Genomic DNA, 26,629 nt, shown 5'->3' with positions numbered 1-26,629 from the left:
CTGAACACAGGACCGCCCACGGATTGATGGATCAAGATTGCAGCCATGGCACTACCGACTTTGATGAGTTCTTCCCTACAAACAGAAATCCGCGAAATGCTCATGGATTGCGGCCTGTTTGACCCTCTGTTGCCGGAAGATTTCCACATCGCCGCCGGCTACTTCAACATCAGCACCATAGCCCGCGATGAAGCGATTTTCCTCGAAGGCGATGCCGGCACCTTCATGTGCATCATCCACAGCGGCCAGGTGGCGGTGCAAAAAACCAACCATGACGGGCAACGCCTGACCATCGCCACCCTGCGCAGTGGCCGGGCCTTCGGTGAAATGGCGGTACTCGACGGCGAGCGACGTTCCGCCAGTTGCGTGGCCGCCAGTGACTGCGTGCTGCTGAACCTGGGCAAGGACTCCCTGGAAAAGATGCTCAACGAAGCGCCCAGGATTGCCGCCAAGATCATCCGGGCGATTGCGATTGCCTTGTCCAAGCGCCTGCGCATGGCGGATGGCCAATTACTCAATCAACAGTTTTAACCGCCGGGCGTCTTCGGCTTGCTGTCGTTCTGCTGCAGGCCAGGCACGGTCTGGTCCTTCGGCGGCGCGGGCAGCACAATAGGCGTCAAGGGCGGCGAGCCGTTGGTCTTGGGCAGTGCCGGCGGGGTGACTTGCGGGTACAGCGTCGGTGTCGGCGTGCCCGGCGCACCGGGGGTTGGCGCGGGTGCGACCGGTACGGTTTGCAACTCCTGAGCCCGTACCCCACCGCAGGCGAGCGCGCTCAACACAATGACCGTTAGAATGCTGCACTTCATCGATGGCTCCATGGCCTGACCGGAATGTCGTAAGGCTACTCCCAACCGCGCAAGAATGCCCTTCCCAATGAGATTTCCATGAAACGTTTCGTTCTGCTGGACACCACCCCGATCCCCGACAACGGCGGTGCCTTGTGCCTGTTCGAATACGGTGAGGATTTTGTCATCAAGATCCAGGGCGGTGATGGCGGCCAACTGATGAACACGCGCATGCACGGTTCCGAAGACGCGCTGGCCGAAATCCCCTGCCGCAAGGTCGCTGGCCGCCCGGCTTCACGGGTGCTGATCGGTGGCTTGGGCATGGGCTTTACCCTGGCGTCGGCGCTCAAGCATTTGGGCAAGACCGCCGAAGTGGTGGTGGCCGAACTGGTGCCCGGCGTCGTGGAGTGGAACCGTGGCCCACTGGGGGAAAAATCCGGGCGCCCGTTGCTCGACCCGCGCACGGTGATCCGCCTGGAAGACGTGGCCAAGGTGCTGCAAGCCGAGCCTCAGGGCTTTGATGCGATCATGCTCGACGTCGACAACGGCCCCGAAGGCCTCACGCAAAAAGCCAACAGCTGGCTCTACTCCGCCGGTGGCCTGGCCGCCTGCGCCAAGGCCCTGCGCCCCAAGGGCGTACTGGCGGTGTGGTCGGCCAGCGCCGACAGGCTGTTCAGCGAAAAACTGCGCAAGGCCGGCTTCAAGGCCGAGGAAGTGCAGGTGTTCGCCCATGGCAACAAAGGCACCCGGCACACCATCTGGATTGCGGAAAAGCTCAAGGGCTGAGCACAACACTGAAGATCAATGTGGAAGCCAGCCCCCTTCCACATTGTTGATCCCTGGTCAGTTATGGGAATTGCGGTAGTCGATCACGTACGGGATTTTCTTATCGAAGGTCTTTTCCAGTTCATCGCGGTCCAGCTGGGTCATGCCGCCCAGTTGCTGGGCGGTGAAGCCGCTGTTCCCGACCTGTGCGCCCGGTGCCAGGCTGACCATGCGTTTGGCCACCGCTTCGATAGCGTCCCTGTAGCCGCTTTTTTTGTTCAGGTCGTACTGGCCCAGATCCATTTGCGTGCGCAGCCAGTTGCCCCAATAGAACTCCAGAAATTCCGGTGCGACCGCCCCCGCGTCCGGCTTGCCGTAGGCAGCCTTGCGGGTGAAATACACCAGGCTGCGAAAGGTGTCGTCCTGCAAGTTCTTGAACCCCAGGTGCGCCGGCAGTTGCCCGGGCTGCAGGGGTTGCCCCTGATTGTTCTTGAGCCAAACCTTGCGGGCCGCTTCCATGCGTTGCCAGAAGGTGGCGAGGTCCGGGCTGTTGCTGAAATCGTCGGTGACCTTGACCCACATTTTCAGCTGCGGGCCACCACCGGGGGCTTCCCATAATGTGGTGAAACTGTGATGACCGTCGGTCAGGTACAACTGGCCGCCGGGGCCGACAACCACGGTTTTCATGTCCTCGGGGTGCGCGCCTACCGGGTCTTTGCAGGTGAAGCTGGTGGGCTGGAGCAGCTTGGCGTTCTTGGGCACCTTGTCGGCCTCGCCCTGACCGTTGGTCTCGCAGTATTCATCGAAGGCTTTGGTAGGTTTGTCGGCAAACAACCCGAGGCTGTAATAGATCTGGTCGAACCCGACCACGGCCTGGGTCGGGTGCAGTTGCTCAAGGGCGACCTCGATCACCTGCCCGGGCCTGGGCGTCGACAACGCCTGGGCCTGAGCCGCCAGGGCGCCGAGTAGCAGTGCAAGTATCCAGGTGTACCGGCGCATAGGGTTCAGCTCCTGATGAATTGAATGAACTGATACTACAAACGCGCGCCGGCGGCTAGAATCAAGCTTATCCGTGACCCACCAGACAGCCAGGAGCCATGATGAGCTCGACCAACCCGCCCTCCCACACCGCCAAGCTGGACCGCATCCTCGCCGATGCCCAGCGCGACCGGGAAATGGGCTATCGCGACAAAGCCCTGAAGATGTACCCCCACGTATGTGGCCGTTGCGCCCGTGAATTCGCCGGCAAACGCCTGAGCGAACTCACCGTTCACCACCGTAACCACAACCATGATGACAACCCCCAGGACGGCTCCAACTGGGAATTGCTGTGCCTGTATTGTCACGACAACGAACATTCGCGCTACACCGACCAACAGTACTTCGGCGAAGGCTCCACCAGCAGCCCGACCATTGCCAAGGCCACGCACAACCCGTTTGCGGCGTTGGCCGGGTTGATGAAGAAAGACGACTGAAGAGGCCCTTGCGGCCTCATCGGGAGCCAGCCCCCTCCACACGTTGATGGGTGAATACGTTCAAACGGTGGGAAGGGGCTGGCTCCCGAGAGCGGTGGCCCAAGCAATACATCACCTTCAGGCCGTATAATCGCCGCTTTTCTCCAAGGCACCTTCCCCCGTGGGCAATAAACGCTACAGCTGCATCGGCCTGTATAACCCCAAATCTCCCGAAAACGTCGGTTCGGTCATGCGTGCCGCCGGCTGCTACGGCGTGGCCTCGGTGTTCTACACCGGCGTGCGCTACGAGCGCGCCCGAGACTTCATCACCGACACCAAGAAGGTCCACCACGACATTCCGCTGATCGGTATCGATGACCTGAAAAAAATCCTGCCCCTGGGCTGCATCCCGGTTGCGGTGGAGCTGGTTGAAGGCGCCCGCCCGCTGCCCGAGTACACCCACCCCGACCGTGCGCTGTATATCTTCGGCCCGGAAGACGGCTCGCTGGATAAAGAGATTCGCGACTGGTGCGAAGACGTGGTGTACATCCCCACTACCGGCTGCATGAACCTCGCCGCCACCGTTAATGTGGTGCTCTACGACCGCATGGCCAAGGGCAATAACACCCGCTCGGGCCCCAAGTACTGAGTTTTCGGGAACATCCGGCTCTCGCCGACAGTCAGCTACTTACACTTGCCCTTGTTGGAGACAGATTATGAGCGACAGCAAAACCGTGCGACCTATCATCGAACCCGCGCCACTTCAGTCCCCACCCACGCAAAACGTGCATGGCTGGGAGCGCATCGGCTCGGTGGCCGGTGGCGTGATGATGGTGGGCAAAGGCCTGCGGCGTGGCGGGATTTTCGGTTTGATCCAAGTGGCGATCGGCGGCGTGGCGCTGGCCCGTGGTTTTACCGGGCACAGCTCGCTCAAGGATAAGCTGGAGCAGGGTCGCCAGGAAATGAACAGCGTGCGTACCAAGATTGAGCGCGCGGGTGAAGAGTTGAAAAACTTGAAGACCAAGGCGGAAGTGGCGGCTGAAAAAGCGGTGAAGACCACCGGCTGACCTCGGCCTCCAGACTATTGGAGATTCCAATGTGGAAGGGGGCTTGCTCCCGATAGCAGTGTGTCAGTCAATACATCAGTGACTGAACCACCGCTATCGGGAGCAAGCCCCACACACACATTTCGTTTTGTGCAGGGCTACGAATCAGCGCAGGAGTTTGGAATCGAGCACCACCGACGATTCGCCCAGGATGCTCTCGGCCAATTGAACGAAGCCTTGGGTATTGACGCTATCGGCCCGCATCACCGCCTGCGCCAAATCGTCCAGCGAGCGCTTGTTATGGGTTTTCACGCGAATCTCGCGGTCCAGCTCCTGCATCACCAACACCGCCCGTGACACCGTCGCGCCGCTGACGTGTTCGCCGCGCAGGGTGGTCACGTCCTGGCCTTCCCTGGCCAAGCGCACCTGTATCGCTTTATAGCGCTCATCGGTGATGCCGCCGGCACGCCGCAGCAGATCGATGGCGTAGTACTGCGCCAACCCTTCGCTGATCCAGTCACTGGTGTCGTGGTCGTTGAAACGGCCAATGGCTTGCACCACTTCACGCATCAACGGGCTGCTGCCGTTTTCGCTGACCAACGACGTGCGGCTGTTGAGGTAAATCGAGTCATGCGCCGCAAATGCGCCACGGCGCATCGGGTCACTCGCCCCCACCACCAATAGTTTGCCCGGATGGCGCGGGAACACGGCTTCCACCTGCGGCCAGACGAACGTCAGCAACGTCAGCACATCCATGCGATGCATGGCCTGGCCCTTGGGCGACGCCACGGTGACTTCGGTTTCGCCCAGGCGCACGCGGCGGCTGCCGAGCGTGCCGGCGAGCATCCAGCCGGTGGGGCGGTCGAACAGGCGGGACACGTTGTCGATACGGAACTTGTTTTTGCCGATGCGCGGCCAGGCGGTTTCGATGCTTTTCCAGCCGGCCGGCAGTTCGAACACCAGCCGCGCGACCAACTCGACGCCGTCCTGCTGGTCCAGCCGTGCGCCAGGCACCAGGTCTTCGCCGCGAAACAGCGCCCAGCCCGGGGTGATACGCGCTTCATAGCTGCCCGGCTTGAGCGCCTGGGTCAGGCGTACGCGGTAGCTGAGGCTGGCCTTGTCGGCGCTGGGCTGCCACACGCCGCGGCTGCCCGTGACCTGCCACCGGCCGTCGGCCTTGAAATCGCTGTAGCGACCGTCGCGGCCAAGGTCGAAGTCCAGGCTGCGCACCGCCGAGCCCTGGGCCAGGCTCACACGCACCTGCGCCTGATCGCTCTGGGGCAGCAGCTTGACGTGATAGTCCAGGTCGACTTTGTTGGCGCACCAGGCCGGCGCGCTCAGCACCAGCAGCACCAGGCCTGCCGCCAGCCGGGTTCCCAGCTTCATACACACTCCTTGTTCAGCCCGCGCGGAAGATCAGGTAATCCTCCCAGTCGTCTTCGGGCACGCTGCCTTCACTGAGCATGCGCCCGGACTGGGAAATGCGTTCGTGGTGCACGGCGTCGCGGTCACCGCAGACCAGGTGGTGCCACAGCGGCAGGTCCTTGCGCTCGCTGACCAGACGGTAGCCGCAGGTGGGCGGCAGCCATTTGAACTGGTCGGCCTGGCCTGGGGTGAGCTGGATACAGTCGGGGACCGAGGCGCGCCGGTTGGGGTAGTCGGTGCACTGGCAGGTTTTCAGGTCAAGGAGTTTGCAGGCGATTCGCGTGTAATAGACGCTGTTGTCCTCTTCATCCTCAAGTTTCTGCAGGCAGCACAGGCCACAGCCGTCGCACAACGACTCCCACTCCTCCTGATCGAGGTGTTCGAGGGTTTTGCGTATCCAGAAAGGTTCGACTTTGGCGGCCATGGTTCTACATCAGTATCGGTAGGTGAAAAGGCCGCCAGTCTAGTACCCAAGGCCTTCGGAACCAAGTGCTTACGACTGGCGGCGTTACAAGACTTGTCAGCCCAGTGGGCGCGCAGTAGCTTGGAACGCCGAATCGTCCTTCAGGAGCCGCCCATGAGCGCCAATCCACGTGTTGCCGACCACTCGATCCACACTCAATTCACCGACCGCTGGTCGCCGCGCGCGTTCACCGGCGAGAGCATCCCGAAAGACACCCTGCTGAGTTTCTTCGAAGCCGCACGCTGGGCGCCGTCGGCCTATAACTCGCAGCCATGGCGTTTCCTCTATGCGCGCCGCGACACGGCAGACTGGGCGCGTTTCCTGGGCCTGCTCAATGAATTCAACCGCGGCTGGGCGCAGCATGCGTCGGCCCTGGTGATCATCGCCTCGAAAACCGACTTCATCGCTCCGGGCGCCACCGAAGAAACCCCGGCGCTGTGGCATACCTTCGACACCGGCTCGGCCTGGGGGCACCTGGCGCTGCAAGCCAGCCTCAGCGGCTGGCACACCCACGGCATGGCCGGCTTCGATCAGGACCTGACGCGCAAGGAGCTGAAGATTCCAGACGGTTATGCACTGCATGCCGCCGTGGCGATTGGCAAGCTGGGAGACAAGTCGACCTTGCCGGAGTACCTGCAAGATCGTGAAGCGCCAAGCCCGCGCAAGCCGTTGAGCGAGCTGGTTTGCGAAGGTGACTTCAGCCTGTAGGCCTCCCACATTGGTATTGCGTCGTGTCAGTAACCCCGTGCGAAATCAACTTCCCCGCGCAGCGTTTCCTTGGTCCGGTAGGCACGCAGGTTCTGTAAAAACAACTCGACCATCATCGGCGGCGACGTCGGCGCGGAACTGTGCCCGGTCAACAACAGGCCCCAGGCGGTCCAGAACGGGTGGCGCTGCGGCAGCGGTTCCTGGCGGCACACGTCGATCACCGCGCCGGCCAGGTGCCCTTCTTTCAATGCCTCGACCAGGTCGGCATCGACCACCGCCACACCACGGCCCACGTTGATGAGCAAGCCCGTCGGCTTGAACTGCTTGAACAGCGCGGCGTTATACACATCGTGGGTATTAGGCGTGTTGGGCAGCAGGTTGATCACGTAGTCCACCTCCCCTACCAGCCGGCCCAGTTGTTCGAGCCCGGCCACTTCGATAAAGGGTGCTTGCTCGCGCGCGGTACTGGCGATGCCGTACAGCTTCACGCCAAAGGGTACGAGGAACTCGGCGACGCTCTGGCCGATATCGCCCGTGCCGACGATCAACACCTTGCGCCCCGCCAGGCTCTGGCCCGTGCGGTTGTCCCACTTGCGTTCGACCTGGCTGACCAACCGCGCCAGCACTTCGCGCTCATGGCCCAGCATGTAGGTGAGGACAAATTCGGCCATGACCTGGCCAAAAATGCCGACCGCGCGGGTCAGGCGATAATCGCGCGGCAAGCCTTCGGCCAGCAGCGGCGTAATGCCAGCCCAGGTCGATTGCAGCCATTGCGGACGATGGCCCTGGCGCAACAGCGTTGCCAACAGGTCCGGCTGGCCCAGCCACACCGGGCAATCGGCGGCCAGGCGCGACAGTTCGGCCGAGTCGCCGCTGGTGAGCACCTCAAGGTCCGGCGCCACGTCGTTGAGCAATTGTGCGTAGAGCGGGTGATCCTGTTCAGCAATCAGAACGCGCATGGTTCAAACCTTTCAAAAACAGTGCAGACGGCCGCCCGCATCCTTACGGCCACCGCCCACTAATACGATTTCATTGAAGCAGGTGCCCAGGACAGAGCACCGGTCGATCACATCGGGTCGTTGCGACGCAGCAGCTCTTCGGGCAAGTGTTCGATGTACTCGTCCTCGGCCGGCGGCATTTGCAGGTGGTAGCCCTGCGTGTCGAGGTTTTCCAGGACCACGGCGATGTCTTCGCGCGACAGCTTGCGCTCGGGCGTCAGCACCATGTCGAACGCGTGGTGCGGCTTGCCGAAGGCGGCCATCAAGGGCTCGGGCACGCGCTCGAGGGCATCGCTTTTGAGCACGTAGAGGTACATGCCGTCTTTTTTCAAGCTGCGATAGATGGAGCAGATACGTTTCAAGGCTGTTCTCCGGCAGTGGCCAGGCTGTCGAGCAGCGCCTGGCCCATCAACTCGCGGCGCCAGCCACGCAGCGAGTCTGGCAATTGGTAAGGCCCATCGGGGTAGCCACTTTTAACCAGGGCTTCGAGGGTTTTCTTGCGCAGCATCAGTTCCGGCGCCATGTCCAGGCGCTCGGCGAACGTTTGGCCCAGGGCACGCAGTTGCTTGATCAGCGCGGCGGCATCCACCGGCAGCGGTTCAGCCACGGCGGGCGGCCATTGGTCCATGGGCAGGCTGCCGGCACGTTTGATCAAGTCCAGCAGGAACTGGCCATCCTGGCGCACGGTGCGCGGGTGCATGTCTTCGATCTTGCCCAGTGCGGCGAGGTTGTCCGGCTGGGACTTGGCCAGGGGCCACAACGAGTGCTCGCGAACGATTCGGTTGCGCGGCAGGTCGCGGGCGCGGGCTTGCTGCTCGCGCCAGGCGCACAGCTCTCGCAGCACGGCAAGTTGAGCGCGGGACAGTTTCCAGGCCAGCTTGGCGTCGCGGTACACCTCGTACGGGTCGACTTCGCGGCGCAGGTTGGCCACCAGTTCGGCACCGTCCTCCAGCACCCAGGCGTATTTGTCGTCGGACAGCTGCGGGCGCAGGCGAATGTAGACCTCGGCCAAATGCACCGCGTCTTCGGCGGCGTAGCTGATTTGCGTCTCGGACAATGGCCGCTGCAACCAGTCCGAACGCGTCTCACCCTTGGGCAGTTCGATGTCGAGCACGGCTTGCACCAGGCGCGAATAGCCCATGGAAAAGCCGAGGTTCAGGTAAGCCGCCGCCAATTGGGTGTCGAACAACGGCACCGGCAGGCTGCCGGTCAGACGCAGCAAGACTTCGAGGTCTTCGCTGCAGGCGTGCACCACCTTGATCACCGCTGGGTTTTCCAGCAGCGCGGCCAAGGGTTGCCAGTTGTCAATGGTCAGGGGATCGATCAGGTAAGCGCGTGCGCCATCGCCGATCTGGATCAACCCGGCAATGGGATAAAAGGTGTCGACCCGCATGAATTCGGTGTCGAGGGCGACGAATGGCAACTGCTGCCATTCGGCGCAGTGCTGGCCGAGGCTATCGTTGTCGCAGATCCAGTGAATATCGATGGCCACACGGCTCTCCCTTGAAGAATGGCGCGCAGTATATATCGCGAAAGGGACTTGCGAGCATCCACAGTGCACAGGCAACCATGAAAACTCAGACAGGAGACGAAGAATAGCCCTACAGGGGATGGTTATCCTTTCTTACGCAGCACGTAGACACGCCACAGCGCGGAGCCCGGAATGAATTCCTGGTAATTCAGGACTTTGAAGCCGGCCTGGCGAAACTCATCGTCCACTGCCGTACGCGAGTTGACGGAGACAATCACCGTGTCGCGGCTGACCCGGTGAAACTCGCGCAGCAACGCCAGTCGCCCTTCACTGCTGGGCACATGACGAAACAACTCCAGGCAGAAGATGCAATCCACCGCATTCGCCGACAGACCAATGGAAAACGCCGAGCCCTGAAAGGTCTTGATCCGCTTGAGCAATGCCGCCGGGTGATGGGTACAGGCGTGATCGAGCATGGCCTGGGAGTTGTCCGACGCCAGGATCACCCGGTTGACGTGCTCGGCCAACACCGGCCAGAACCGCCCCGCGCCGCAGGCCAGGTCGAGGATCAGCCCCGGTTCGCCGGCCACTTTGAGCGCCTGGCGTACCAACCACTCGTCGCGCCACGACGCCAGGCGGCGGCGCAGCCCAGGCGGGCGCGTGTCGCCGCAGGCCCTGGCGTGTTCGCGGTCACAGCGTTCGGCGTATTCGATCTCGATCGAGGAGGGAGGTTGTGGCGACATCATCGGCTCATAAGGGTTAAACGGGAGTGAACGACCTTGATTCGCAGCTTAACCACTGCAACGTGAAAAAAAGGTCGAAGCCATCACGCCCGTTGATCGGCTCAGGCCTGATGCAAATACCAACGCCAATCCTGCTCCCCCACCTCACCCATGAACTGGCGATATTCAGCACGTTTGACCGCCAGGTACACGCCAAGGAACTCGCTGCCGAATGCCTCCCTGGCCCAGCTGGAATCTTCCAGCGCGCGCAGGGTGGTGAGCCAGTCGGTGGGCAAAAGGCTCTTGGCCTGGGCGTAACCGTTACCCTCGACCGGCGCGCCGGGGTCGCATTGTTCGCGGATTCCCCGGTGGATGCCGAGCAGGATCGCGGCGGCGGCCAGGTAGGGATTGGCGTCGGCGCCACAGATACGGTGCTCGATGTGCCGGGAGCTGGCCGGGCCGCCCGGCACGCGCAGGCTGACGGTGCGGTTGTCCACCCCCCATGTGGCGGCCAGGGGTGCGTAGCTGTTGGCCTGGAAGCGCCGATAGGAGTTGGCGTTGGGGCAGAACATCAGCAGCGAGTCGAGCAACGTGCCGAGCATGCCGCCCACCGCATGCCGCAGCAGCGGCGTACCGTCGCCGGCCTCGCTGGCGAACAGGTTGTTGCCCTCGGCATCCGCCAGGCTCACGTGCATATGCATGCCGGTGCCCGCCAGGTCGTCGAACGGCTTGGCCATGAAGCAGGCGCTCATCCCGTGCTTGTGGGCCACGCCCTTGACCAGGCGCTTGTAGCGCACGGCTTCGTCCATCGCCTGCAGGGCATCGGCGCGGTGTTGCAGAGTGATTTCCACCTGGCCCGGGGCGTACTCGGAAATCGCCGTGCGCGCCGGAATGCCTTGCAGCTTGCAGGCGCTGTAGAGGTCAGCGAGGAAGGGTTCGATCTGCTCCAGTTCGCGCAACCCGTAGACCTGGGTCGAACACGGGCGACCGCCGTCGACATCCCGCGCCGGTTGGGGGCGGCCGTTGCCATCGGGTTTCTGGTCGAGCAGATAGAACTCCAACTCGGCCGCCATCACCGGGTAATAGCCGTCGGCCTTGAGCGCGTCGATTACCCTGGCCAGCAAATGCCGAGGGTCGGCCACGGTGGCGGGCAGGCCTTCAGTGGGGTGCATGCTGACTTGCACCGCGGCGGTCGGGATCAGGCGCCAGGGCATGCGTTGCAAACTGCCGCTGATCGGGTAGGCGCGGCAGTCGATGTCGCCCACGTCCCACACCAGGCCGGAGTTTTCCACGTCGTCGCCATTGATGGTCAGGCCCAGGATGGTGCTGGGCAACGGGCGCCCGCATTGATACACCGCCAACAGTTCATCCCGGTGCAGCAACTTGCCGCGCGGTACGCCGTTGTTGTCGAGGATGAACAGCTCGAACATCTCGATGTCGGGGTTGTGCTCAAGGAAGGATTGGGCTTCGTGCAGGCTGGCAAACACACTCATGGCGGTTCTCATACGGTTGCGACTGGCGGGCGCGCGGGCGCCGCCGGGCAGATGCGCACAGGCGCGCGTCATCCATGGGGTAGATCAACGTAGGAGAGAGGTGTCTGGAGGGCGTGCATGCCGACAGTGAAACAACGCCCAGAACGCCAGCGTGGACGGCAGTGTCGCAAGGTGCGTATCAGCGGAACCGTCCATGGGCGAATCACGGTGAGGTACAGGCCCGCAGCGTCACACGCCTGGGCAGGCGGTTAAATTCAGGGATGCCGGAGTGTGGTTGCAACCCGGCTAAACATTCGCCGCGCCTTGCCACCCTGCCCCGCGCTGGAAATAATGGCTGCCCCCGACCATGCCCCAAGGACTCGACCGCATGAAAGCTCCGCTCGCCCTGTGTGTACTGGCAACCCTGGCCACCAGCGCCCTGGCCGACACCGCCCCGTCGCGCCTGGATGAAGTGCTGCAACGCGGCACCCTCACCGTGTGCACCACCGGCGACTACAAGCCCTATACCTCCCTGCGCGCCGACGGCACCTATGAAGGCATCGACATTGCCATGGCCGAGTCCCTGGCCAAGAGCCTCACTGCCAAGCTCATCTGGGTGCCCACCACCTGGAAAACCCTGATGCCGGACTTTCTTGCCAAGCGCTGTGATATCGCCGTAGGCGGTATTTCGGTGTCGCTGGAGCGCCAGAAAAAGGCGTTCTTCAGCCAGTCTCTCGGCGAAGACGGCAAGATCCCGCTGGTGCGCTGCGCCGATGTGCAGCGCTACCAGACCGTCGAACAGATCAACCAGCCGCAGGTACGGGTGATCGAGCCGGCCGGCGGCACCAACGAAGTGTTCGCCCGCGCCCACCTGGGCCAGGCGCAGATCCGCCTGCACGACAACGTGACCATCTTCGACGAACTGCTCGCCGGCAAAGCCGATGTGATGATCACCGACGCCAGCGAAGCGCGTTACCAGCAAAAACTCAAGCCCGGGCTGTGTGCGGTCAACCCGCAGCGGCAGATGCAGTACAGCGAAAAAGCCTTTTTGCTGCCGCGCGACGATATGGCCTGGAAAAGCTATGTCGACCAGTGGCTGCACCTGAGCGTGGCCACAGGCGAGTACCAAGCCATCGTCAAGCAGTGGCTGGCGGCGCCTTGATCAACGGGCACGCGGCGCGGCGGCAGGCAGTTGGAGGGTAAATACCTCCCGACAAACCGCTCTGATCAGCCGGCACCGTCTACGCTCTTGGAAATCAACAAAACGAGGGACGGGTCATGAAGGCACTGTTGCGGATCACCTGGCTGCTGTTGTTGTGTTTCAGCCAGGTGCACGCCAATCCAACTCAGGCTCAAGACGCCGAGGCGGCCAAGGCCCTGCTGGAAAAAGCCCTGGCTTACTACCAGAGCCATGGCGACAAGGCATTCGCCACGTTCAGCCGCCAGGGCGACTTTATCGACCAGGACCGCTACGTATTCGTGGTCGATACCCAAGGTGTGTTGCTGGCCAGCGGCGGGCCCTCTTCGGCCTTGATCGGCCGCGACGTGTCTGAAGTATTGGGGCCGGACTTGCGCCAGTCATTCAAGGACGCCCTCAAGGTACCCGAAGGCCAGGGTATCCAGCAGGCCGACTACCGCTGGCAGAACTGGAACGACGGCAAGGTCGAGCACAAGCATGTGTTTTATCAGCGCGTCGGCGAACGCATCCTCGCGGTGGGTTATTACCTGCCACGGGCCACGCCGGAACAGGCGCGCGCCCTGCGCAACAAGGCGGTGAACGCGCTGGTCAAGGATGAGGCCGGCACGCTCAAGGCCATCAACTCATTGCAGGGTGGCTTCCTGCAGGACGACCTGTATGTGTTTGTGGTGGACCTGAACACCCGACGCTACGTGGCCCACGGCACCAACCTGAGGCTGATCAACACGGACTTCAGCAAGATCAAGGACCCGGATGGCAAACCGGTGGGCGAGCCGATTCTCAAGCTGATGGCCGAGCAGGACCAGGGGGAATACAAGTACCGCTGGAAAAACCCGGTGACCGATAAGGTCGAGAACAAACATGCTTATATCCGCAAGAGCGGGCACTTCATGGTGGCGGTGGGTTACTACAGCCCCTGAAGCTGAAATGCGGTAAAAAAAATGGGAGAGGGCAAGCCCCCTCCCAGATTTTGATCTCTATGGTGTCCGTTATCTGGCCTTGTCTTCGCGGCCGCGCAGCACCCGATTCGGCATGGCGATGGCGGCCGCGAGCCCCAATAGAGACACCGCTGCACTCACCATCAGCAAATGCCGGAACGTCACCGCCAGTTCCCCGCGCAAGGCATCCTGCGCCGGGCCTGGAGCGGCGTTCAGCCCGTCCAACAACACGTTGCCGGAACTGCCCTCGGCCACCAGCGCACCGCTGGCCAGGTGGGCGAAGCTGGAGTCCTGCAACAACGCCAGCAGCAACGCCGACATACAGGCCACGCCCACCGCGCCACCAAGGGAGCGGAACAGGTTAGTGGTGCTGGTGGCAACGCCGATGTCGCGCTGTTGCACCGAGTTTTGCGAGCCCACCAGCGAGGTCGGAAATTGCATACCGGCGGCGATCCCGCACAGCAGCATGAACACGCCGGTGAGCAGCACGTCCTGAGGCGCACTCACAGCCATGCCCATAATCGCCAGCGGGCTCAACAGCGCACCGCTGAGGATCATCGGTTTATAGCGCCCTGTCACCGAGGTCATGCGCCCGGCGGTATACGCGCCCATCGGCAGGCCCATCGCCAGGGGCAGCAAGTGCAAGGCCGCGCTGTCGGCACCGCCGCCGGTCACGGCCTGAAAGCGCAGCGGCATCAACACTGTCAGGGAAATGGCCTGGAAGCTGGTGAAGAAAATCGTGCACCAGCACAACACCGCGCTGCGGTTGGCGAACAGGTGCATCGGCAGCAAGGGCTCCGGCGCACGGCGTTCGTGCCACACAAACAGCGTCAACGCCACCAGCGCGCACGCCAGCAGGCCGAGCACCTGGCTGTCACGCCAAGGCCGGCCCTGGCCGATTTCGGTGATGCCCAGCAGCAAGGCGGTCAGGCCGATGATCATCAGCACGGTGCCGAGGTAATCGATGATCGGCTTGCGCTGCGGTATCGGCAGCCCCACCAGGGTGCGATAGGCCACGTACCAGGCGCCGGCGCCCAGCGGCAGGTTGATCAGGAACACCCAGCGCCACGACAGATATTCGGTCATGTAACCGCCCAGCACCGGCCCGGCCACGCTGGCGACCGCATACATGCTGCTGAAATAGCCCTGGTAACGCCCGCGCTCACGGGGCGCGATGATGTCGCCGATGATCGCCTGGCTCACCGAGATCATCCCCCCCGCCCCGATGCCTTGCAGCACCCGCGCCAGCACCAGTTGCTCCATGCTTTGGGCCAGGCCGCAAAACAGCGACGCCACGGTGAACAGGCCCATGCCGATCAGCATCATCGGGCGGCGCCCGTACAGGTCGCCCAGCTTGCCGTAGATCGGCACCGCCACGGTCATGGCCACCATGTAGCCGGAGATCACCCAGGCCAGCAGGTTGACATCGTGGAACCGCGCGGAGATGGCGGGCATGGACACTGCGACGATGGTCTGGTCCAGGGCGCCAAGGAAGATCGCCATCATCAACGAGGCGAGGATACTGCGCACCGCCGGGAGCGGCGGTGCGGGCTGATTGAGCTGAGTCACGGTAGAACCTTCGAGCCAGGCCGGCAGGCAACGGCAGCCCACGGCAATGCTCGATACGATAGCAGGCTATTCGATAGCCTCGTAAGGAAGCCCGACGTAATTTTCCGCGATGGTTTTGCGCCCGGCTTCGGAGTGAATGAAGTACTCCAGCTCGCTCTGGGCAATGCGCTGGCTGAAGCCATCGGCCTCCGGGAATTGATGCAGCATCGAGGTCATCCACCAGGAGAACCGCTCGGCCTTCCACACGCGGCGCAGGCAAATGGCGGAGTAGCGTTCCAGCAAATCCACGCGTCCTTCGCCATACACCTTGAGCAGGATCCGGAACAGGGTGCTCACGTCACTGGCGGCCAGGTTCAGGCCCTTGGCACCGGTGGGCGGCACGATATGCGCCGCATCCCCGAGCAGGAACAGGCGCCCGTATTGCATCGGCTCCACCACGAAACTGCGCAGCGGCGCGATGCTTTTTTCAATCGAGGGGCCGGTGACCAGCTGTGCGGCCAGGGCGCTGGGCAGACGGGTTTTCAGTTCGTCCCAAAAGCGCGCGTCAGACCACTCATCCAGCGGCTCCTCGGCCGGCACTTGCAGGTAATAGCGGCTGCGGGTGGGCGAACGCATGCTGCACAGGGCAAAGCCACGCGGATGCTTGGCGTACACCAGTTCATCGTGCACCGGTGGCGTGTCGGCGAGGATGCCCAACCAGCCAAAGGGGTAGACGCGCTCGAAGACTTTCAATGACTCCGCAGGGATCGACTGGCGCGCCACGCCGTGGAAACCATCGCAACCGGCGATGTAGTCGCAGTCCAGGCGATACGCCTGGCCCTGGTGCTCGAAGGTCAGCCAGGGGCGATCGGTTTTCAGGTCGTGGGGCTGCACATGGCTAGCTTCGTAAAAAGTCTGGGCCCCGGCGGCGGCGCGAGCGGCCATCAGGTCACGGGTGACTTCGGTCTGGCCGTAGACCATCACCGACTGGCCGCCGGTGAGGGCCTTGAGGTCGATATGGGTGAGCTGGCCATTGAGCGCCAGTTCGAAGCCATCATGCACCAGGCCTTCGGCCTCCATGCGCTGGCTGACACCGGCCTCGCGCAGCAGGTCGACCATGCCTTGTTCCAGCACCCCGGCGCGGATACGGCCTTGCACGTAATCGGCGCTCTGGCGCTCCAGGATAAGCGTCTGGATCCCGGCGTTATGCAGCAGCTGGCCGAGCAGCAGTCCGGAGGGACCGGCGCCAATGATGGCGACTTGGGTTTTCAACGTTTTCATTATTTTTATCGCCCGCACGTTACACCCGAACGGATCAGGTGAAAGAGTTGTCATTGCTGAGGTAGCTGACATTTTTCACTTGAGTGGGCGGCATAAGAAGGTGAAAACTTAGCCAAAGCCTGCGCTTTTTGCCAATTGGGGCGATTACCGAACAACTATCCTGAGTGTCGGATTGAAACCATGACTAAAACCGCGATTCCGGTCTTCAAGCTTTACGGAGAAAGCCAGCAATGGCCGACCCCCGATTTGTTGCACTGCGAAACCATTTCCCGCCGCAGTCGGGAATACCAGTGGGAAATCCAGCCCCACCGGCACGCGGATCTGTGCCAGTTGTTGTATGTACACAAAGGCCAGGCACAGCTGGAAATCGAGGGCCAGCGCACCACGCTCAACGAAGCCACGCTGCAGGTATTGCCGCCGTTATGCGTGCACGGATTTCGCTTTGCCGAAGATGTCGAAGGCTATGTGGTGACCCTGGCGGCGCCGCTGGTCAGCCATTTGCAGGCCCAGTTGGGCGCCACGGCAGGCGGCCTGCAGGCGTTGGGCAGTTACCCGGCGGGCGCGGACAGCGACTACCTCAACAGCCAGTTCGCCCGCCTGCAAGCGGAATACGCCAACGAACAACCGGCACGGGACATGATGATGCACGCCTTGATCAGCGTGCTGCTGGTGTGGATCAGCCGCCAGGCCATCCAACGTCGCCACCCGCGCGCACCACGGGGCAGCGAGTATTTCCGGCGCTTTACCCAACTGGTCGAACAGCATTACCGCGAACACCCGAAGATCGAGGACTTGGCCCACAAGCTGGGTATTTCGGTCTCACACCTGAATGGAACCTGTCGCGAGCTGGGTGGGCAGCCAGCGTTGCAGATCATGCATGACCGCCAGTTGCTGGAAGCCAAGCGCTTGCTGACTTACACCAGCATGACCATCAATGAAATGTCGGAGGTGCTGGGTTTTTCCGACCCCACCAACTTCTCTCGGCTGTTTCGCCGACGGGTCGGGTTCTCACCCAAGGCGTTTCGCGAGCAACTCAAGGCTGAACCGCCGCTTACCTGAGTGCACTGAAACTGCCGGAGTGGGGAACGCAGTGGTCCTGATGGCAGCTGATCGCGAAGGTCGGCTGCATACGGGTCTGTTCCACCCGGTAGGCGGCAGTCCCGTAGAGTGCGCTGGCCAAGGCGCAGAGGGTGAAAATCATCAGGTATTTTCTGGTTTTGATGCTCATGGCACAGACCTCTGGACGGATCCACACGGTGCTGTTTAAAGCATAGGCCAGCCAGGGCGAGTTGCCATTATTGGGCGACATTCAACAGCGTTATGTCGCCCTAGAGACCGATATCCCATGCCGGCTCTTCGGGGAACCTCAGCACCAGGAAATCCAGCAGGCTGCGCAGCGCCGAGGGCATGTGTTTACGCGAGGCATACACCGCGTAGATGTTCATTTGCCGGGGGTCGGCCTGGGGCAGCAGTTTCACCAATTCGCCGCGGCGGATGTGATCGCCGGCCTGGTAACTGGGCAGCATCGCCACCCCGGCCCCGGCCAGCGTCACGCGCAGCAGGGTGCTGGCCTCGTTGGCCGTGATATTGCCGTGCACCGGCACCGACACGTGCTCACCCTGCTCTTCGAAATGCCACAGGCTTTTGCCGAAATACGAGTGGGTCAGGCAGTTGTGCCGCGCCAGGTCTTCGACTTTTTGCGGCGCCGGATGCTCCAGCAGATACGCCGGGGACGCGCACACCACCGAGCGACACACGGTCAGGCGCCGGGCGATCAGGTTGGGGTCCAGGTCGTTACTGGTGCGGATGGCCAGGTCGATGCGCTCATCCACCAGGTTCACCGTGCGGTCGAGCATTTGCAGGTCGACCGTGACCAAGGGGTAGCGCTTGACGTATTCGGCAATGGCCTCGGCCAATTGCGCCTGGCCAAATGAAGTGCTGACGCTCAAGCGCAGCAGGCCGCGAGGCGCATCGTCGGGTTCGCTGACGGCGGCCTGCATGTCACCGCACAGTTCCAAAAGTTGCCGGCAGCGCGGCAAGGTTTCGCTGCCGGCGGCCGTGAGGCTCAGTTTGCGCGTGGTGCGGTGCAGCAGGCGCGCGCCGACCCAGTCTTCCAACTCGGCCAAATAGCGCGACACCACCGGGCGCGACAGGTCCAGATGATCAGCCGCGGCAGACTGGCTGCCCAGGTCCACCACGGTGACGAATACCCGCATTGCTTGAAGACGATCCATGATTTGCCCGATTTCAGAAACAAACTATGTCCCAGCATCGCATTTTTAGTCGTGTTTGGTGCAACTAAGCTCTGTGCACTCTTTGAACCGATTGCTGGAGCTGCCCGATGTTCTCAACCTTCAAGCGCTTGACCCTGGCCACCGCCGCCCTGGCATTTGCCGCCCATGCGGCAGCGGCCGACCTGAGCCTGGACGTGTACAACCCTGGCGAGGCGGCGATCTTCCCGGTGACCTCGGTGCTGGTCAGCGGCGCCAAGGACGCGATCCTGGTGGACGCGCAATTCGGCAAAGGCCAGGCCGAGCAGTTGGTGCAGAAGATCCGCGCCAGCGGCAAAAACCTGACCACCATCTACATCAGCCACGGCGACCCGGATTATTACTTCGGCCTCGACACCCTCACCGCCGCGTTCCCGAAAGCCAAGGTAGTGGCGCCGCAACCGGTGGTCGACCATATCAACGCCACCGTGGCCGGCAAATTGGCGTTCTGGGGCCCGAAAATGGGCGCCGACAAACCGGCCAAGACCATCGTGCCGCAGGTGTTACAAGGCCATAGCTTGACGCTCGAAGGCCAGCAGCTGGACGTAATCGGCCTGGACGGCCCGCAGCCGGATCGCAGCTTTGTGTGGATCCCCTCGATAAAAGCCGTGGTCGGTGGAGTAGTCGTCGCCGAGAACATCCACGTGTGGATGGCCGACACCCAAAGTTCGCAGTCTCACAAAGACTGGCTGGCCACCCTGCAACGCATTGCAGACCTGAAGCCGCGCACCGTGGTCCCCGGCCACTACCTGGGCACACCGTCGCCGGCCTCGGTGGCATTTACCGCCGACTACATCAAGGCGTTCGACCTCGAAACCGCCAAGGCCAAGGACTCCGCCGCGCTGATCGCGGCCATGAAAAAGCGTTACCCGACCCTGGCTGACGAAAGCTCGCTGGAGCTGAGCGCCAAAGTCGCCAAGGGCGAAATGAAGTGGTGAAACCGTTCAAACCTTAACCGTACTGGAGAACATCATGAGCACAATCGCAATTATTGGGGCCACTGGCCGTGCGGGTAGTCAACTGCTGGAAGAAGCGCTGCGTCGCGGGCATAGCGTGGTGGCTATTGCGCGTAATACCGACAAGCTGGCCGCGCGCCCGGACGTCACCGTTAAACAGGTCGATGCGCTGAACGCCGAAGCCCTGCAACAGGCAATCAGCGGTAGCGATGTGGTGATCAGTGCCGCGCACTTCGCCACCCTCCCCGCCAGTGCCGTGATCGGCCCGGTGAAAAAGGCCGGCGTACCACGCTTGCTGGTGGTGGGCGGCGCGGGCTCGCTGTTGCTGCCGGGTGGCGGCCGGGTGATCGACAGCGAGGGGTTCCCTGCCGAGTACAAGGCCGAGGCCAGCGCAGGTGCTGAATTCCTGGAGGCCCTGCGCCAGGAAGCACAATTGGATTGGACGTTCCTGTCGCCATCGGCGCTGTTCGATGGCACCGAACGCACCGGTAAATTCCGCCTGGGCCAGGATAATTTGCTGGTGGGCAGTGACGGTAAAAGCTCGATCAGCTTTGCCGACTATGCCATCGCCATGCTCGATGAAGTGGAAACACCGAAGCACTCGCGCCAACGCTTTACCGTCGGTTACTGACCCAACGCGGTCAAAAATGTGGGAGGGGGCTTGCTCCCGATAGCCGTGGATCAGTCAGGATGTAACCACTGAACCACCGCTATCGGGAGCAAGCCCCCTCCCACATTTTGATAGGTGCTCTTGCAGCCACTGCAATTTTTCAATAGTGCCTGCGACTTTCTCATTTGCCCCACTCCCCCAACCATGGCCTGATTGCCCCTTGTTCACCCAAGGCAGGCCCATGGAAAACGTTCAGGCAAAACCCACCACCGCCCCCTGGCTGATGATCAGCGTGGTACTGGTCGCCCTTAACCTGCGCCCATCGATGGCGGCGGTAGGCCCCTTGTTGGCGTCGATTCGCGGCGATGTGCCGTTGAGTTTCAGCAGCGCGGCGTTGCTGACCATGCTGCCGGTGATGGCCATGGGCCTGGCGATGTTCTTTGGCATGGGCCTGGCCAAGCGTGTTGGCGAGCACCGCAGCATTGTGTTGTCGCTGGTGGTGATTGGCGTGGCGACGTTGTCGCGGTTGTTCCTCGATTCGGCGCTGGAGCTGATCGTCAGCGCCATCGCGGCGGGTATCGGTATTGCGATGATCCAGGCGTTGATGCCGGCGCTGATCAAGTCGCGCTTCAGCAACAATGTTTCCCTGTTCATGGGCCTGTATGTCACCGCCATCATGGGCGGCGCGGCGCTGGCGGCAGCGTTCTCGCCCTTCGTGCAAGTGCACACCGGCAGTTGGCGCATCGGCTTGGCGATCTGGGCAGTGCTGGCGCTGGTGGCGGTGGTCGTCTGGTACGCCCAGCGCTCGGTGCTGCCACCGTTACCCCACGCCGGTTCAGGCGCACAGGAAGCTTTTTTCGGTAATGGTCGCGCCTGGCTGCTGGCGATCTTTTTTGGCCTTGGCACAGCGTCCTACACCTGTGTACTCGCCTGGCTGGCGCCGTACTACGTCGAGCAAGGCTGGAGCGAACAAAACGCCGGTTTACTGCTGGGTTTCCTGACGGCGATGGAAGTCGTGTCCGGCCTGGTTACCCCGGCCATTGCCAATCGGCGCCGGGATAAACGCAGCGTGGTGGCGGTGTTGCTGGTGCTGATCATCATCGGCTTCTGTGGGCTGATCCTGAGCCCGCACCAGCTGAGCCTGTTATGGCCATGCCTGCTCGGCCTGGGCATCGGCGGGCTGTTCCCGATGAGCCTGATCCTTTCCCTGGACCACCTGGACAACCCGCGCCGTGCCGGTGGGCTGACCGCGTTCGTACAAGGTATCGGCTACCTGATTGCCGGCTTGTCGCCGCTGATCGCCGGGATGATTCGCGACCAATTGGGCAGCTTCGAATGGGCCTGGTGGGCGCTGACGGCGGTTGTGGTGGTGATGCTGTTGATCGTCATGCGCTTTGACCCCAGGCATTACGCGCAACATATCCGCTGACGTCGTGTTGCAAACAGTATTTGTCCCACCAAAAACATAGAAAAAACCTACAGCGCTTTCTATTGGCACGCCCGTTCCGTTAAGCTTTTGCGCTGTTGTGTACTGAGTTCGGTACAGCGGGTTTACGGACGGAATGGATGCTAAACAGTAACTTGCTCAGAAAACTCGATATGCAGGACTTGATGGTGTTTATCGCCGTCTACGATCAGAGCAGCGTTACCGATGTTTCAGAAACGCTGTTCGTCAGCCAGTCCACCGTGAGCTACAGCCTGAAGAAGCTGCGCACCAGTTTTGAAGACGAGTTGTTTATCAACACTCGGGCGGGCATGCGTCCTACGCACAAGGCCACGACCATGTACGGCCATGTGCAAAAGATCCTCGAAAGCATCAACCTGTGCCACGCCGGTGGCCAGGCCTTCGATCCCACGCAGAAGGCCGTGACCTTCAATATTTGTGCCCCGGAATACTTCGAGCAATTGATCCTGCCGCGCCTGTTGAAAACCTTCGACCGCGCCGACCTGCCGGTGATCGTCAATGTGCAGAAACTGGAAACCGACATCCCCGCCGACGACCTGCGCGAAGGCCGCCTGGACCTGGTGATCTGTTTCGGCCCGCATTTTCACCGCGCCCATAAAGACTTCAAGACCCAGATGCTGCTGGAAGACGATTTGGTGTGCGTGTTCGACAAACGCTCGGCTCCCCGGGAGCCCGCATTCAGCCTGCAATCGTTCGTCGAGCGGCGCCACGTATTCCCCACGCCATGGACGTCCGATACCAACATGATCGACGGCTGGCTCGCCCGCCAGGCCCACAAGCGCCACGTGATCGCCCGGGCCAACAGCTACAGCGCAGCCTTAAAGATGATCACCGGCACCGACTTTATCGTCACCCTGCCCCGCCGCGTGCAAAAGCTGCTGGCTTTGGCCCCCGCCTACGGCCACTGCGAGGCGCCCAACGGGTTGCCTGGGTTCACGCTGGATATGCAATGGAATGAAACCAGTGAACAGGACAGCGCCAATACCTGGTTTCGCGAGCAAGTGGTGAAGGTGTGTGCCGAGCAAGGTCTGCTCTGAACACCGGTGGTGAGGGAGCTTGCTCCCCCACCCGCCGTGTTAATGCGTATCAGCCGATTGCGACTTTGCTATAAGCGTCGCGATCCATGTCGACCAGTTGAACACTGAGTTGAACCTGCACGTCAGCCGGCCAGTCGCCCAGATCCTGCAATGCCGCCAACAGGCTCTGGGACAACTGCTGTTTGACCTGCGCCGACCGCCCGCTGAGCAACGACAGCTTCACCGCGATAAAGCCGCGTGAACTGAGCGATGTACCCACCTGGAAACTCTCGACTTTCACCGCGCGGCTTTTGATATCGAATTCAGAACCGAACTGCCCGGATGCCATCAACACATTGTTAAGCCGCAACAAGGCCTTTTCGACGGCCAGGCCTGTAAGGTTGGCGGTGTATTCGAGGTGCAGGTGGGGCATGGGTGTCTCCGAGTTCTTGTAGGAAGATTCTTAGATGTATACCACGGATAAACGCTTCAAGCCTTGGCCCCAAGCCCTCGATCACTCATAAACGCCTCCAACCGCGAGCGTACCCAGCGCTCGGCCGGGTCGGTGTCCACGTGGCTGAGCCAGACCATGGACAAGTCCAACGTCGGTGTTTCGAACGGAAACGGCTCACAGAACAGGTTGCCCGACACCGCCATGGCTTCGGCGGTGTAGTCCGGCAGGCTGGCGATCAGGTCGGTACCGGCCAGCAATGCGGGCAAGGCGCTGTATTGCGGCACCGACAGCACCACATGACGCTTGCGGCCGATTTCTGCCAGCCACTCATCGGCAAAGCCCGACACGTTGGCGGTGTGAGACACCAGCACGTGGGGGCGTGAGCAATATTCATCGAGGGTCAGCGGCGTGTCCGAGGCATCGGCGCGCAGCAGTCGCGGGCGGATATGGCGCAGCAATTTGCGCTTGGCATTCGCCGGCAGCCCACGGGTTTGGGTGATGCCGACGGTAATGTCACCGGAGGCCAGCAGGTCAGGAATGCGCCAGTAATCCACGTGTTGCACCACAAACACCACCTGCGGCGCTTCCTGGCGCAAGGCGCGCAGCAACGGCGGCAGCAGGCCGAATTCCACATCGTCGGACAGGCCGATACGAAAGGTCATGGTGCTGATGGACGGGTCGAAATCGTGGGTCAGGCTCAGCGCCGAGGACAACGAATCCAGGGCCGGTGACAGGTGCAGGATGATCTCCTCGGCGCGCGCCGTGGGCTCCATGCGGTGGCCGACCCGAATGAACAACGGGTCGTTGAACAAGGTGCGCAAGCGGTTGAGGGCAGAACTGATGGTCGGCTGGCCGAGAAACAGCTTCTCGGCCACCCGCGTGACATTGCGCTCCAGCATCAGTGCTTCGAAGACCACCATCAGGTTGATGTCGGCCTTGCGTAATTCATTGCGATTCATCGGCGCCTGCCTCTTCCCCACGACAGGCCGCAGTGTAGAAAGCGCGGCGCGCGGCGTCTATGCGCCTATCTGCCGATACGCCGCAAGGCCCGCGGCTCAAGGCTTGAGCGGAAACTCCTGATCCCGCTCAGAAAGCTCCGTCCCGTCGTCCGGGTGCTTCCAGGTCTGCGGTTTCTCCTCTTCGTGCTGCCGCTGGGGTTGTTCGCGTTCCGGCTCGTCTTGTTGCTTGCGTTCGTTACCCATAGCCATCTCCCATCCGTAAGAATTGGTCACACCTTTAAGCATAGAACAGGCTGGATGATTTGAACGCTGTGCCCGTCCGGTAAGCGGCTCACAAAAATAAAAAGAAAAATATTCACTTATCATTTCTAAATGTGTCAGCCACTATCTCAGGTCGTAAGTGAAACAAGCACTTTAAAAGAACGCTGGAGACACATAACCATGACTAGCCCTTCCCGGCCCGATTCTGCCAGCTCGAAAATTGGTGCGGTTTTCCGCGTTACTTCGGGCAACTTTCTTGAACAGTTCGACTTCTTTCTGTTCGGCTTCTACGCCACCTACATCGCCGCCGCGTTCTTCCCCGCCGCCAATGAGTTTGCCTCATTGATGATGACGTTCGCCGTGTTCGGCGCAGGTTTCCTGATGCGCCCGCTGGGTGCGGTGATCCTGGGGGCCTACATCGATGACGTGGGGCGCCGTAAAGGCCTGATCGTGACCTTGTCGATCATGGCCAGCGGCACGCTGTTGATCGTGCTGGTGCCGGGCTACCACACCATTGGCCTGTGGGCACCGTTGCTGGTGCTGCTCGGTCGCCTGTTGCAAGGCTTCTCGGCCGGGGCGGAACTGGGCGGTGTGTCGGTGTACCTGGCGGAAATGGCCACCCCGGGCCGCAAAGGGTTCTACACCAGTTGGCAGTCGGGCAGTCAGCAGATTTCCATCGTGGTCGCCGCTGCCCTGGGTTACGGCCTGAACGTGTGGATGGAGCCGGCCGTGGTTGCCGACTGGGGCTGGCGCATTCCGTTTGCCGTCGGTTGCGTGATTATTCCGTTTATCTTCCTGCTACGCCGCAACCTGCAGGAAACCGAAGAGTTCGCCAAGCGCCAGCATCGCCCGACCATGCGCGAAGTGATGGCGACCCTGGCAAAGAACTGGACCGTGGTGATCGGCGGCATGCTGATGGTAGCCATGACCACGACTGCGTTTTACCTGATCACCGTGTATGCGCCGACCTTCGGCAAGACCGTGCTGCAACTGAGCACCTCCGACGCCCTGCTGGTGACCTTGCTGGTAGCCGTGTCGAACTTTGTCTGGCTGCCCATCGGCGGCACATTGAGCGATCGCTTCGGCCGCAAGCCGGTGCTGCTGGCCATGACTGTGCTGACCGTTCTCACGGCTTATCCAGCCCTGTCCTACGTGGTGAATGCCCCAAGCTTTGCGCATATGTTGGAGACGCTGCTGTGGTTCTCCTTCCTCTATGGCATGTACAACGGCGCGATGATCCCGGCGCTCACCGAAATCATGCCGGTGGAAGTGCGCGTGGCAGGCTTCTCCCTCGCCTACAGCCTGGCGACCGCGGTGTTTGGTGGCTTTACCCCGGCCATTTCCACCTGGTTTATCCACATCACCGCAGACAAGGCCTCGCCGGCTTACTGGATGATGTTCGCCGCGCTGTGTGCCCTGTGCTCGACCCTGGCGTTGTATCGCCGCGCCGGCAACCGTGGGCAGGTGGTTCAGCAGGCGATGTAACGTCGCCTCGGCGCCTCACGACCTGCGTGCCACCCACCCGTGGTCGGTGGCACGCGCTTGCTACACCTGAAAGCGTGCCACCGCTTCGTTGAGTGCAACCGCCAGCCGCGCCAGCTCCTGGCTGGAACCATTGATCTGCCCGGCACCGGAAGACGATTGCGCCGACAGGTCGCGAATGTTCACGATGTTGCGATCCACTTCCTTGGCCACCTGGGCTTGTTCCTCGGCAGCGCTGGCAATCACCAGGTTGCGTTGGTGAATCTGGTCGATAGAGTCGGTGATCTGGCTCAAGGCCCCCCCCGCCCCCTCCGCCAGGGCCAGGGTGTCGGTGGCACGCTGGGTACTGGACTGCATTGAAGTCAATGCATCATTGGAGCCGATGCGCATGGCGGTCACCATCTGATCAATTTCCAGGGTCGATTGCTGGGTGCGATGGGCCAGCGCACGCACTTCGTCGGCTACCACCGCAAAGCCACGCCCGGACTCACCGGCGCGCGCAGCCTCGATCGCCGCGTTGAGCGCCAGCAAGTTGGTCTGCTCGGCGATAGAGCGAATCACATCGAGGACCTTGCCGATATCCCGTGACTGCTCCGCCAGGTTCTGCACCAGGGTCGAGGTTTCGCCGATATTGGTGCTCAGGGCTTGAATCGCGCTGACGGTCTCGCCCACGCGATGCTGGCCTTCGCGCGCGGTTTCGTTGGACAGCCGCGTGGACTCGGAGGTGGACACCGCATTGCGCGCCACTTCGTCCGCCGCCGAGGTCATCTCGTTGACCGCGGTAGCGGCCTGCTCGATTTCCGCCGTCTGCTTTTGCAGGCTGCGACTGCTTTGATCGGTGATGCCATTCAGGTCGGTGGCAGACGACGCCATCTGCCCCGC

At 62.0% G+C, this 26,629-nt stretch carries 31 protein-coding genes; 14 read left to right on the top strand and 17 right to left on the bottom strand.

Going from position 1 to position 26,629, the window contains the following annotated elements; genetic code table 11:
* Positions 1–45 precede the first annotated feature (45 nt).
* Positions 46–531 (top strand): cyclic nucleotide-binding domain-containing protein, encoded by a 486-nt coding sequence (locus KSS96_RS08270; protein WP_065877064.1) that lies wholly within the window; start codon positions 46–48, stop codon positions 529–531.
* Here the strand turns inward: KSS96_RS08270 and KSS96_RS08265 are convergent.
* Entirely contained in the window at positions 528–806 is a 279-nt protein-coding gene (locus KSS96_RS08265) for a hypothetical protein (protein WP_026067166.1), read from the bottom strand. The genes KSS96_RS08270 and KSS96_RS08265 overlap by 4 nt on opposite strands.
* A gap of 78 nt (positions 807–884) precedes the next feature.
* Between KSS96_RS08265 and KSS96_RS08260 the strand changes: the two genes are divergently transcribed.
* Positions 885–1,571: a spermidine synthase gene (locus tag KSS96_RS08260; protein ID WP_017526683.1), complete on the top strand. Its 687-nt coding sequence runs from the start codon at positions 885–887 to the stop codon at positions 1,569–1,571.
* A gap of 57 nt (positions 1,572–1,628) precedes the next feature.
* Here KSS96_RS08260 and KSS96_RS08255 read toward each other — a convergent pair whose 3' ends face one another.
* Positions 1,629–2,549, bottom strand: coding sequence for a ParB/Srx family N-terminal domain-containing protein (locus tag KSS96_RS08255; protein WP_217855982.1), 921 nt, complete (start codon positions 2,547–2,549; stop codon positions 1,629–1,631).
* Between the two features lie 101 nt (positions 2,550–2,650).
* Here KSS96_RS08255 and KSS96_RS08250 point away from each other — a divergent pair, with 101 nt between their 5' ends.
* From KSS96_RS08250 to KSS96_RS08240, 3 genes are all read left to right on the top strand, one after another.
* On the top strand, positions 2,651–3,025 hold the full coding sequence (locus KSS96_RS08250; protein ID WP_003210675.1) for a YajD family HNH nuclease: 375 nt from the start codon (positions 2,651–2,653) through the stop codon (positions 3,023–3,025).
* Between the two features lie 160 nt (positions 3,026–3,185).
* Positions 3,186–3,653 (top strand): RNA methyltransferase, encoded by a 468-nt coding sequence (locus KSS96_RS08245; protein WP_017526685.1) that lies wholly within the window; start codon positions 3,186–3,188, stop codon positions 3,651–3,653.
* A gap of 67 nt (positions 3,654–3,720) precedes the next feature.
* Positions 3,721–4,071, top strand: coding sequence for a YgaP family membrane protein (locus KSS96_RS08240; protein WP_017526686.1), 351 nt, complete (start codon positions 3,721–3,723; stop codon positions 4,069–4,071).
* Between the two features lie 144 nt (positions 4,072–4,215).
* On the opposite strand, the gene KSS96_RS08235 is transcribed toward KSS96_RS08240, so the two are convergent.
* Together KSS96_RS08235 and KSS96_RS08230 are read right to left on the bottom strand one after the other, a co-directional pair.
* Entirely contained in the window at positions 4,216–5,436 is a 1,221-nt protein-coding gene (locus KSS96_RS08235; protein ID WP_217855980.1) for a hypothetical protein, read from the bottom strand.
* Positions 5,437–5,449: 13 nt separating this feature from the next.
* Entirely contained in the window at positions 5,450–5,899 is a 450-nt protein-coding gene (locus KSS96_RS08230) for a YcgN family cysteine cluster protein (RefSeq protein WP_016971382.1), read from the bottom strand.
* A gap of 153 nt (positions 5,900–6,052) precedes the next feature.
* On the opposite strand from KSS96_RS08230, the gene KSS96_RS08225 reads away from it, so the two are divergent.
* The gene (locus KSS96_RS08225; RefSeq protein WP_065877066.1) at positions 6,053–6,646 is read left to right on the top strand and encodes a nitroreductase family protein; all 594 of its coding nucleotides are present in this window, start codon (positions 6,053–6,055) and stop codon (positions 6,644–6,646) included.
* Between the two features lie 26 nt (positions 6,647–6,672).
* On the opposite strand, the gene KSS96_RS08220 is transcribed toward KSS96_RS08225, so the two are convergent.
* The 5 genes from KSS96_RS08220 to KSS96_RS08200 form a co-directional block, all read right to left on the bottom strand.
* On the bottom strand, positions 6,673–7,605 hold the full coding sequence (locus tag KSS96_RS08220) for a D-2-hydroxyacid dehydrogenase (protein ID WP_065877067.1): 933 nt from the start codon (positions 7,603–7,605) through the stop codon (positions 6,673–6,675).
* Positions 7,606–7,712: 107 nt separating this feature from the next.
* Entirely contained in the window at positions 7,713–8,006 is a 294-nt protein-coding gene (locus KSS96_RS08215; protein ID WP_017526690.1) for a YcgL domain-containing protein, read from the bottom strand.
* Entirely contained in the window at positions 8,003–9,136 is a 1,134-nt protein-coding gene (gene rnd, locus KSS96_RS08210) for a ribonuclease D (protein WP_017526691.1), read from the bottom strand. Before rnd ends, KSS96_RS08215 begins: the two co-directional genes overlap by 4 nt.
* Before the next feature lie 122 nt (positions 9,137–9,258).
* Entirely contained in the window at positions 9,259–9,858 is a 600-nt protein-coding gene (locus tag KSS96_RS08205; RefSeq protein ID WP_017526692.1) for a class I SAM-dependent methyltransferase, read from the bottom strand.
* Between the two features lie 101 nt (positions 9,859–9,959).
* Positions 9,960–11,330 (bottom strand): glutamine synthetase family protein, encoded by a 1,371-nt coding sequence (locus KSS96_RS08200; protein WP_217855979.1) that lies wholly within the window; start codon positions 11,328–11,330, stop codon positions 9,960–9,962.
* Between the two features lie 367 nt (positions 11,331–11,697).
* Between KSS96_RS08200 and KSS96_RS08195 the strand changes: the two genes are divergently transcribed.
* On the top strand, positions 11,698–12,471 hold the full coding sequence (locus KSS96_RS08195; RefSeq protein ID WP_026067168.1) for a transporter substrate-binding domain-containing protein: 774 nt from the start codon (positions 11,698–11,700) through the stop codon (positions 12,469–12,471).
* Between the two features lie 116 nt (positions 12,472–12,587).
* Positions 12,588–13,427 (top strand): cache domain-containing protein, encoded by an 840-nt coding sequence (locus KSS96_RS08190; protein WP_217855977.1) that lies wholly within the window; start codon positions 12,588–12,590, stop codon positions 13,425–13,427.
* Positions 13,428–13,496: 69 nt separating this feature from the next.
* Here the strand turns inward: KSS96_RS08190 and KSS96_RS08185 are convergent, their stop codons facing one another.
* Positions 13,497–15,014: an MDR family MFS transporter gene (locus KSS96_RS08185; protein WP_068934967.1), complete on the bottom strand. Its 1,518-nt coding sequence runs from the start codon at positions 15,012–15,014 to the stop codon at positions 13,497–13,499.
* Positions 15,015–15,080: 66 nt separating this feature from the next.
* On the bottom strand, positions 15,081–16,265 hold the full coding sequence (pobA, locus tag KSS96_RS08180; protein WP_175404186.1) for a 4-hydroxybenzoate 3-monooxygenase: 1,185 nt from the start codon (positions 16,263–16,265) through the stop codon (positions 15,081–15,083).
* Between the two features lie 189 nt (positions 16,266–16,454).
* Here pobA and KSS96_RS08175 point away from each other — a divergent pair, with 189 nt between their 5' ends.
* Entirely contained in the window at positions 16,455–17,333 is an 879-nt protein-coding gene (locus KSS96_RS08175; RefSeq protein ID WP_017526698.1) for a helix-turn-helix domain-containing protein, read from the top strand.
* On the opposite strand, the gene KSS96_RS08170 is transcribed toward KSS96_RS08175, so the two are convergent.
* Both KSS96_RS08170 and KSS96_RS08165 read right to left on the bottom strand, forming a co-directional pair.
* Positions 17,326–17,502, bottom strand: coding sequence for a hypothetical protein (locus tag KSS96_RS08170; RefSeq protein WP_017526699.1), 177 nt, complete (start codon positions 17,500–17,502; stop codon positions 17,326–17,328). The genes KSS96_RS08175 and KSS96_RS08170 overlap by 8 nt on opposite strands.
* Before the next feature lie 100 nt (positions 17,503–17,602).
* The gene (locus KSS96_RS08165) at positions 17,603–18,508 is read right to left on the bottom strand and encodes a LysR family transcriptional regulator (protein ID WP_017526700.1); all 906 of its coding nucleotides are present in this window, start codon (positions 18,506–18,508) and stop codon (positions 17,603–17,605) included.
* Between the two features lie 107 nt (positions 18,509–18,615).
* On the opposite strand from KSS96_RS08165, the gene KSS96_RS08160 reads away from it, so the two are divergent.
* The 4 genes from KSS96_RS08160 (at position 18,616) to KSS96_RS08145 (ending at position 22,612) form a co-directional block, all read left to right on the top strand.
* Positions 18,616–19,482, top strand: a complete 867-nt coding sequence (locus KSS96_RS08160; RefSeq protein WP_065877071.1) for an MBL fold metallo-hydrolase — start codon at positions 18,616–18,618, stop codon at positions 19,480–19,482.
* A 34-nt stretch (positions 19,483–19,516) separates the two neighbouring features.
* Complete coding sequence (locus KSS96_RS08155) at positions 19,517–20,131, top strand: NAD(P)-dependent oxidoreductase (protein ID WP_017526702.1); 615 nt, start codon at positions 19,517–19,519, stop codon at positions 20,129–20,131.
* 220 nt (positions 20,132–20,351) lie between these two features.
* Positions 20,352–21,539, top strand: a complete 1,188-nt coding sequence (locus KSS96_RS08150) for a cyanate transporter (protein ID WP_217855975.1) — start codon at positions 20,352–20,354, stop codon at positions 21,537–21,539.
* Between the two features lie 137 nt (positions 21,540–21,676).
* Entirely contained in the window at positions 21,677–22,612 is a 936-nt protein-coding gene (locus tag KSS96_RS08145) for a LysR family transcriptional regulator (RefSeq protein ID WP_065877072.1), read from the top strand.
* A gap of 49 nt (positions 22,613–22,661) precedes the next feature.
* Here the strand turns inward: KSS96_RS08145 and KSS96_RS08140 are convergent, their stop codons facing one another.
* The 3 genes from KSS96_RS08140 to KSS96_RS08130 all read right to left on the bottom strand — a co-directional run bounded on the left by KSS96_RS08140 (position 22,662) and on the right by KSS96_RS08130 (position 24,247).
* Entirely contained in the window at positions 22,662–23,024 is a 363-nt protein-coding gene (locus KSS96_RS08140) for a 5-carboxymethyl-2-hydroxymuconate Delta-isomerase (RefSeq protein WP_065877073.1), read from the bottom strand.
* Between the two features lie 56 nt (positions 23,025–23,080).
* Positions 23,081–24,004, bottom strand: a complete 924-nt coding sequence (locus tag KSS96_RS08135) for a LysR substrate-binding domain-containing protein (protein WP_065877074.1) — start codon at positions 24,002–24,004, stop codon at positions 23,081–23,083.
* A 96-nt stretch (positions 24,005–24,100) separates the two neighbouring features.
* Positions 24,101–24,247, bottom strand: coding sequence for a hypothetical protein (locus KSS96_RS08130; RefSeq protein ID WP_175404185.1), 147 nt, complete (start codon positions 24,245–24,247; stop codon positions 24,101–24,103).
* Between the two features lie 198 nt (positions 24,248–24,445).
* On the opposite strand from KSS96_RS08130, the gene KSS96_RS08125 reads away from it, so the two are divergent.
* A complete protein-coding gene (locus tag KSS96_RS08125; protein WP_017526708.1) occupies positions 24,446–25,750 on the top strand; it encodes an MFS transporter in 1,305 nt (434 codons plus the stop codon).
* A gap of 60 nt (positions 25,751–25,810) precedes the next feature.
* Here the strand turns inward: KSS96_RS08125 and KSS96_RS28245 are convergent, their stop codons facing one another.
* Positions 25,811–26,620 (bottom strand): methyl-accepting chemotaxis protein, encoded by an 810-nt coding sequence (locus KSS96_RS28245; protein ID WP_420712914.1) that lies wholly within the window; start codon positions 26,618–26,620, stop codon positions 25,811–25,813.
* Positions 26,621–26,629: the final 9 nt, after the last annotated feature.

This window comes from Pseudomonas asgharzadehiana, assembly GCF_019139815.1.
GTDB classification, from domain to species: Bacteria; Pseudomonadota; Gammaproteobacteria; order Pseudomonadales; family Pseudomonadaceae; genus Aquipseudomonas; species Aquipseudomonas asgharzadehiana.
The sequence above is the reverse complement of the archived record's forward strand: the minus strand, read 5'-3'. Positions and strand labels throughout refer to the sequence as shown.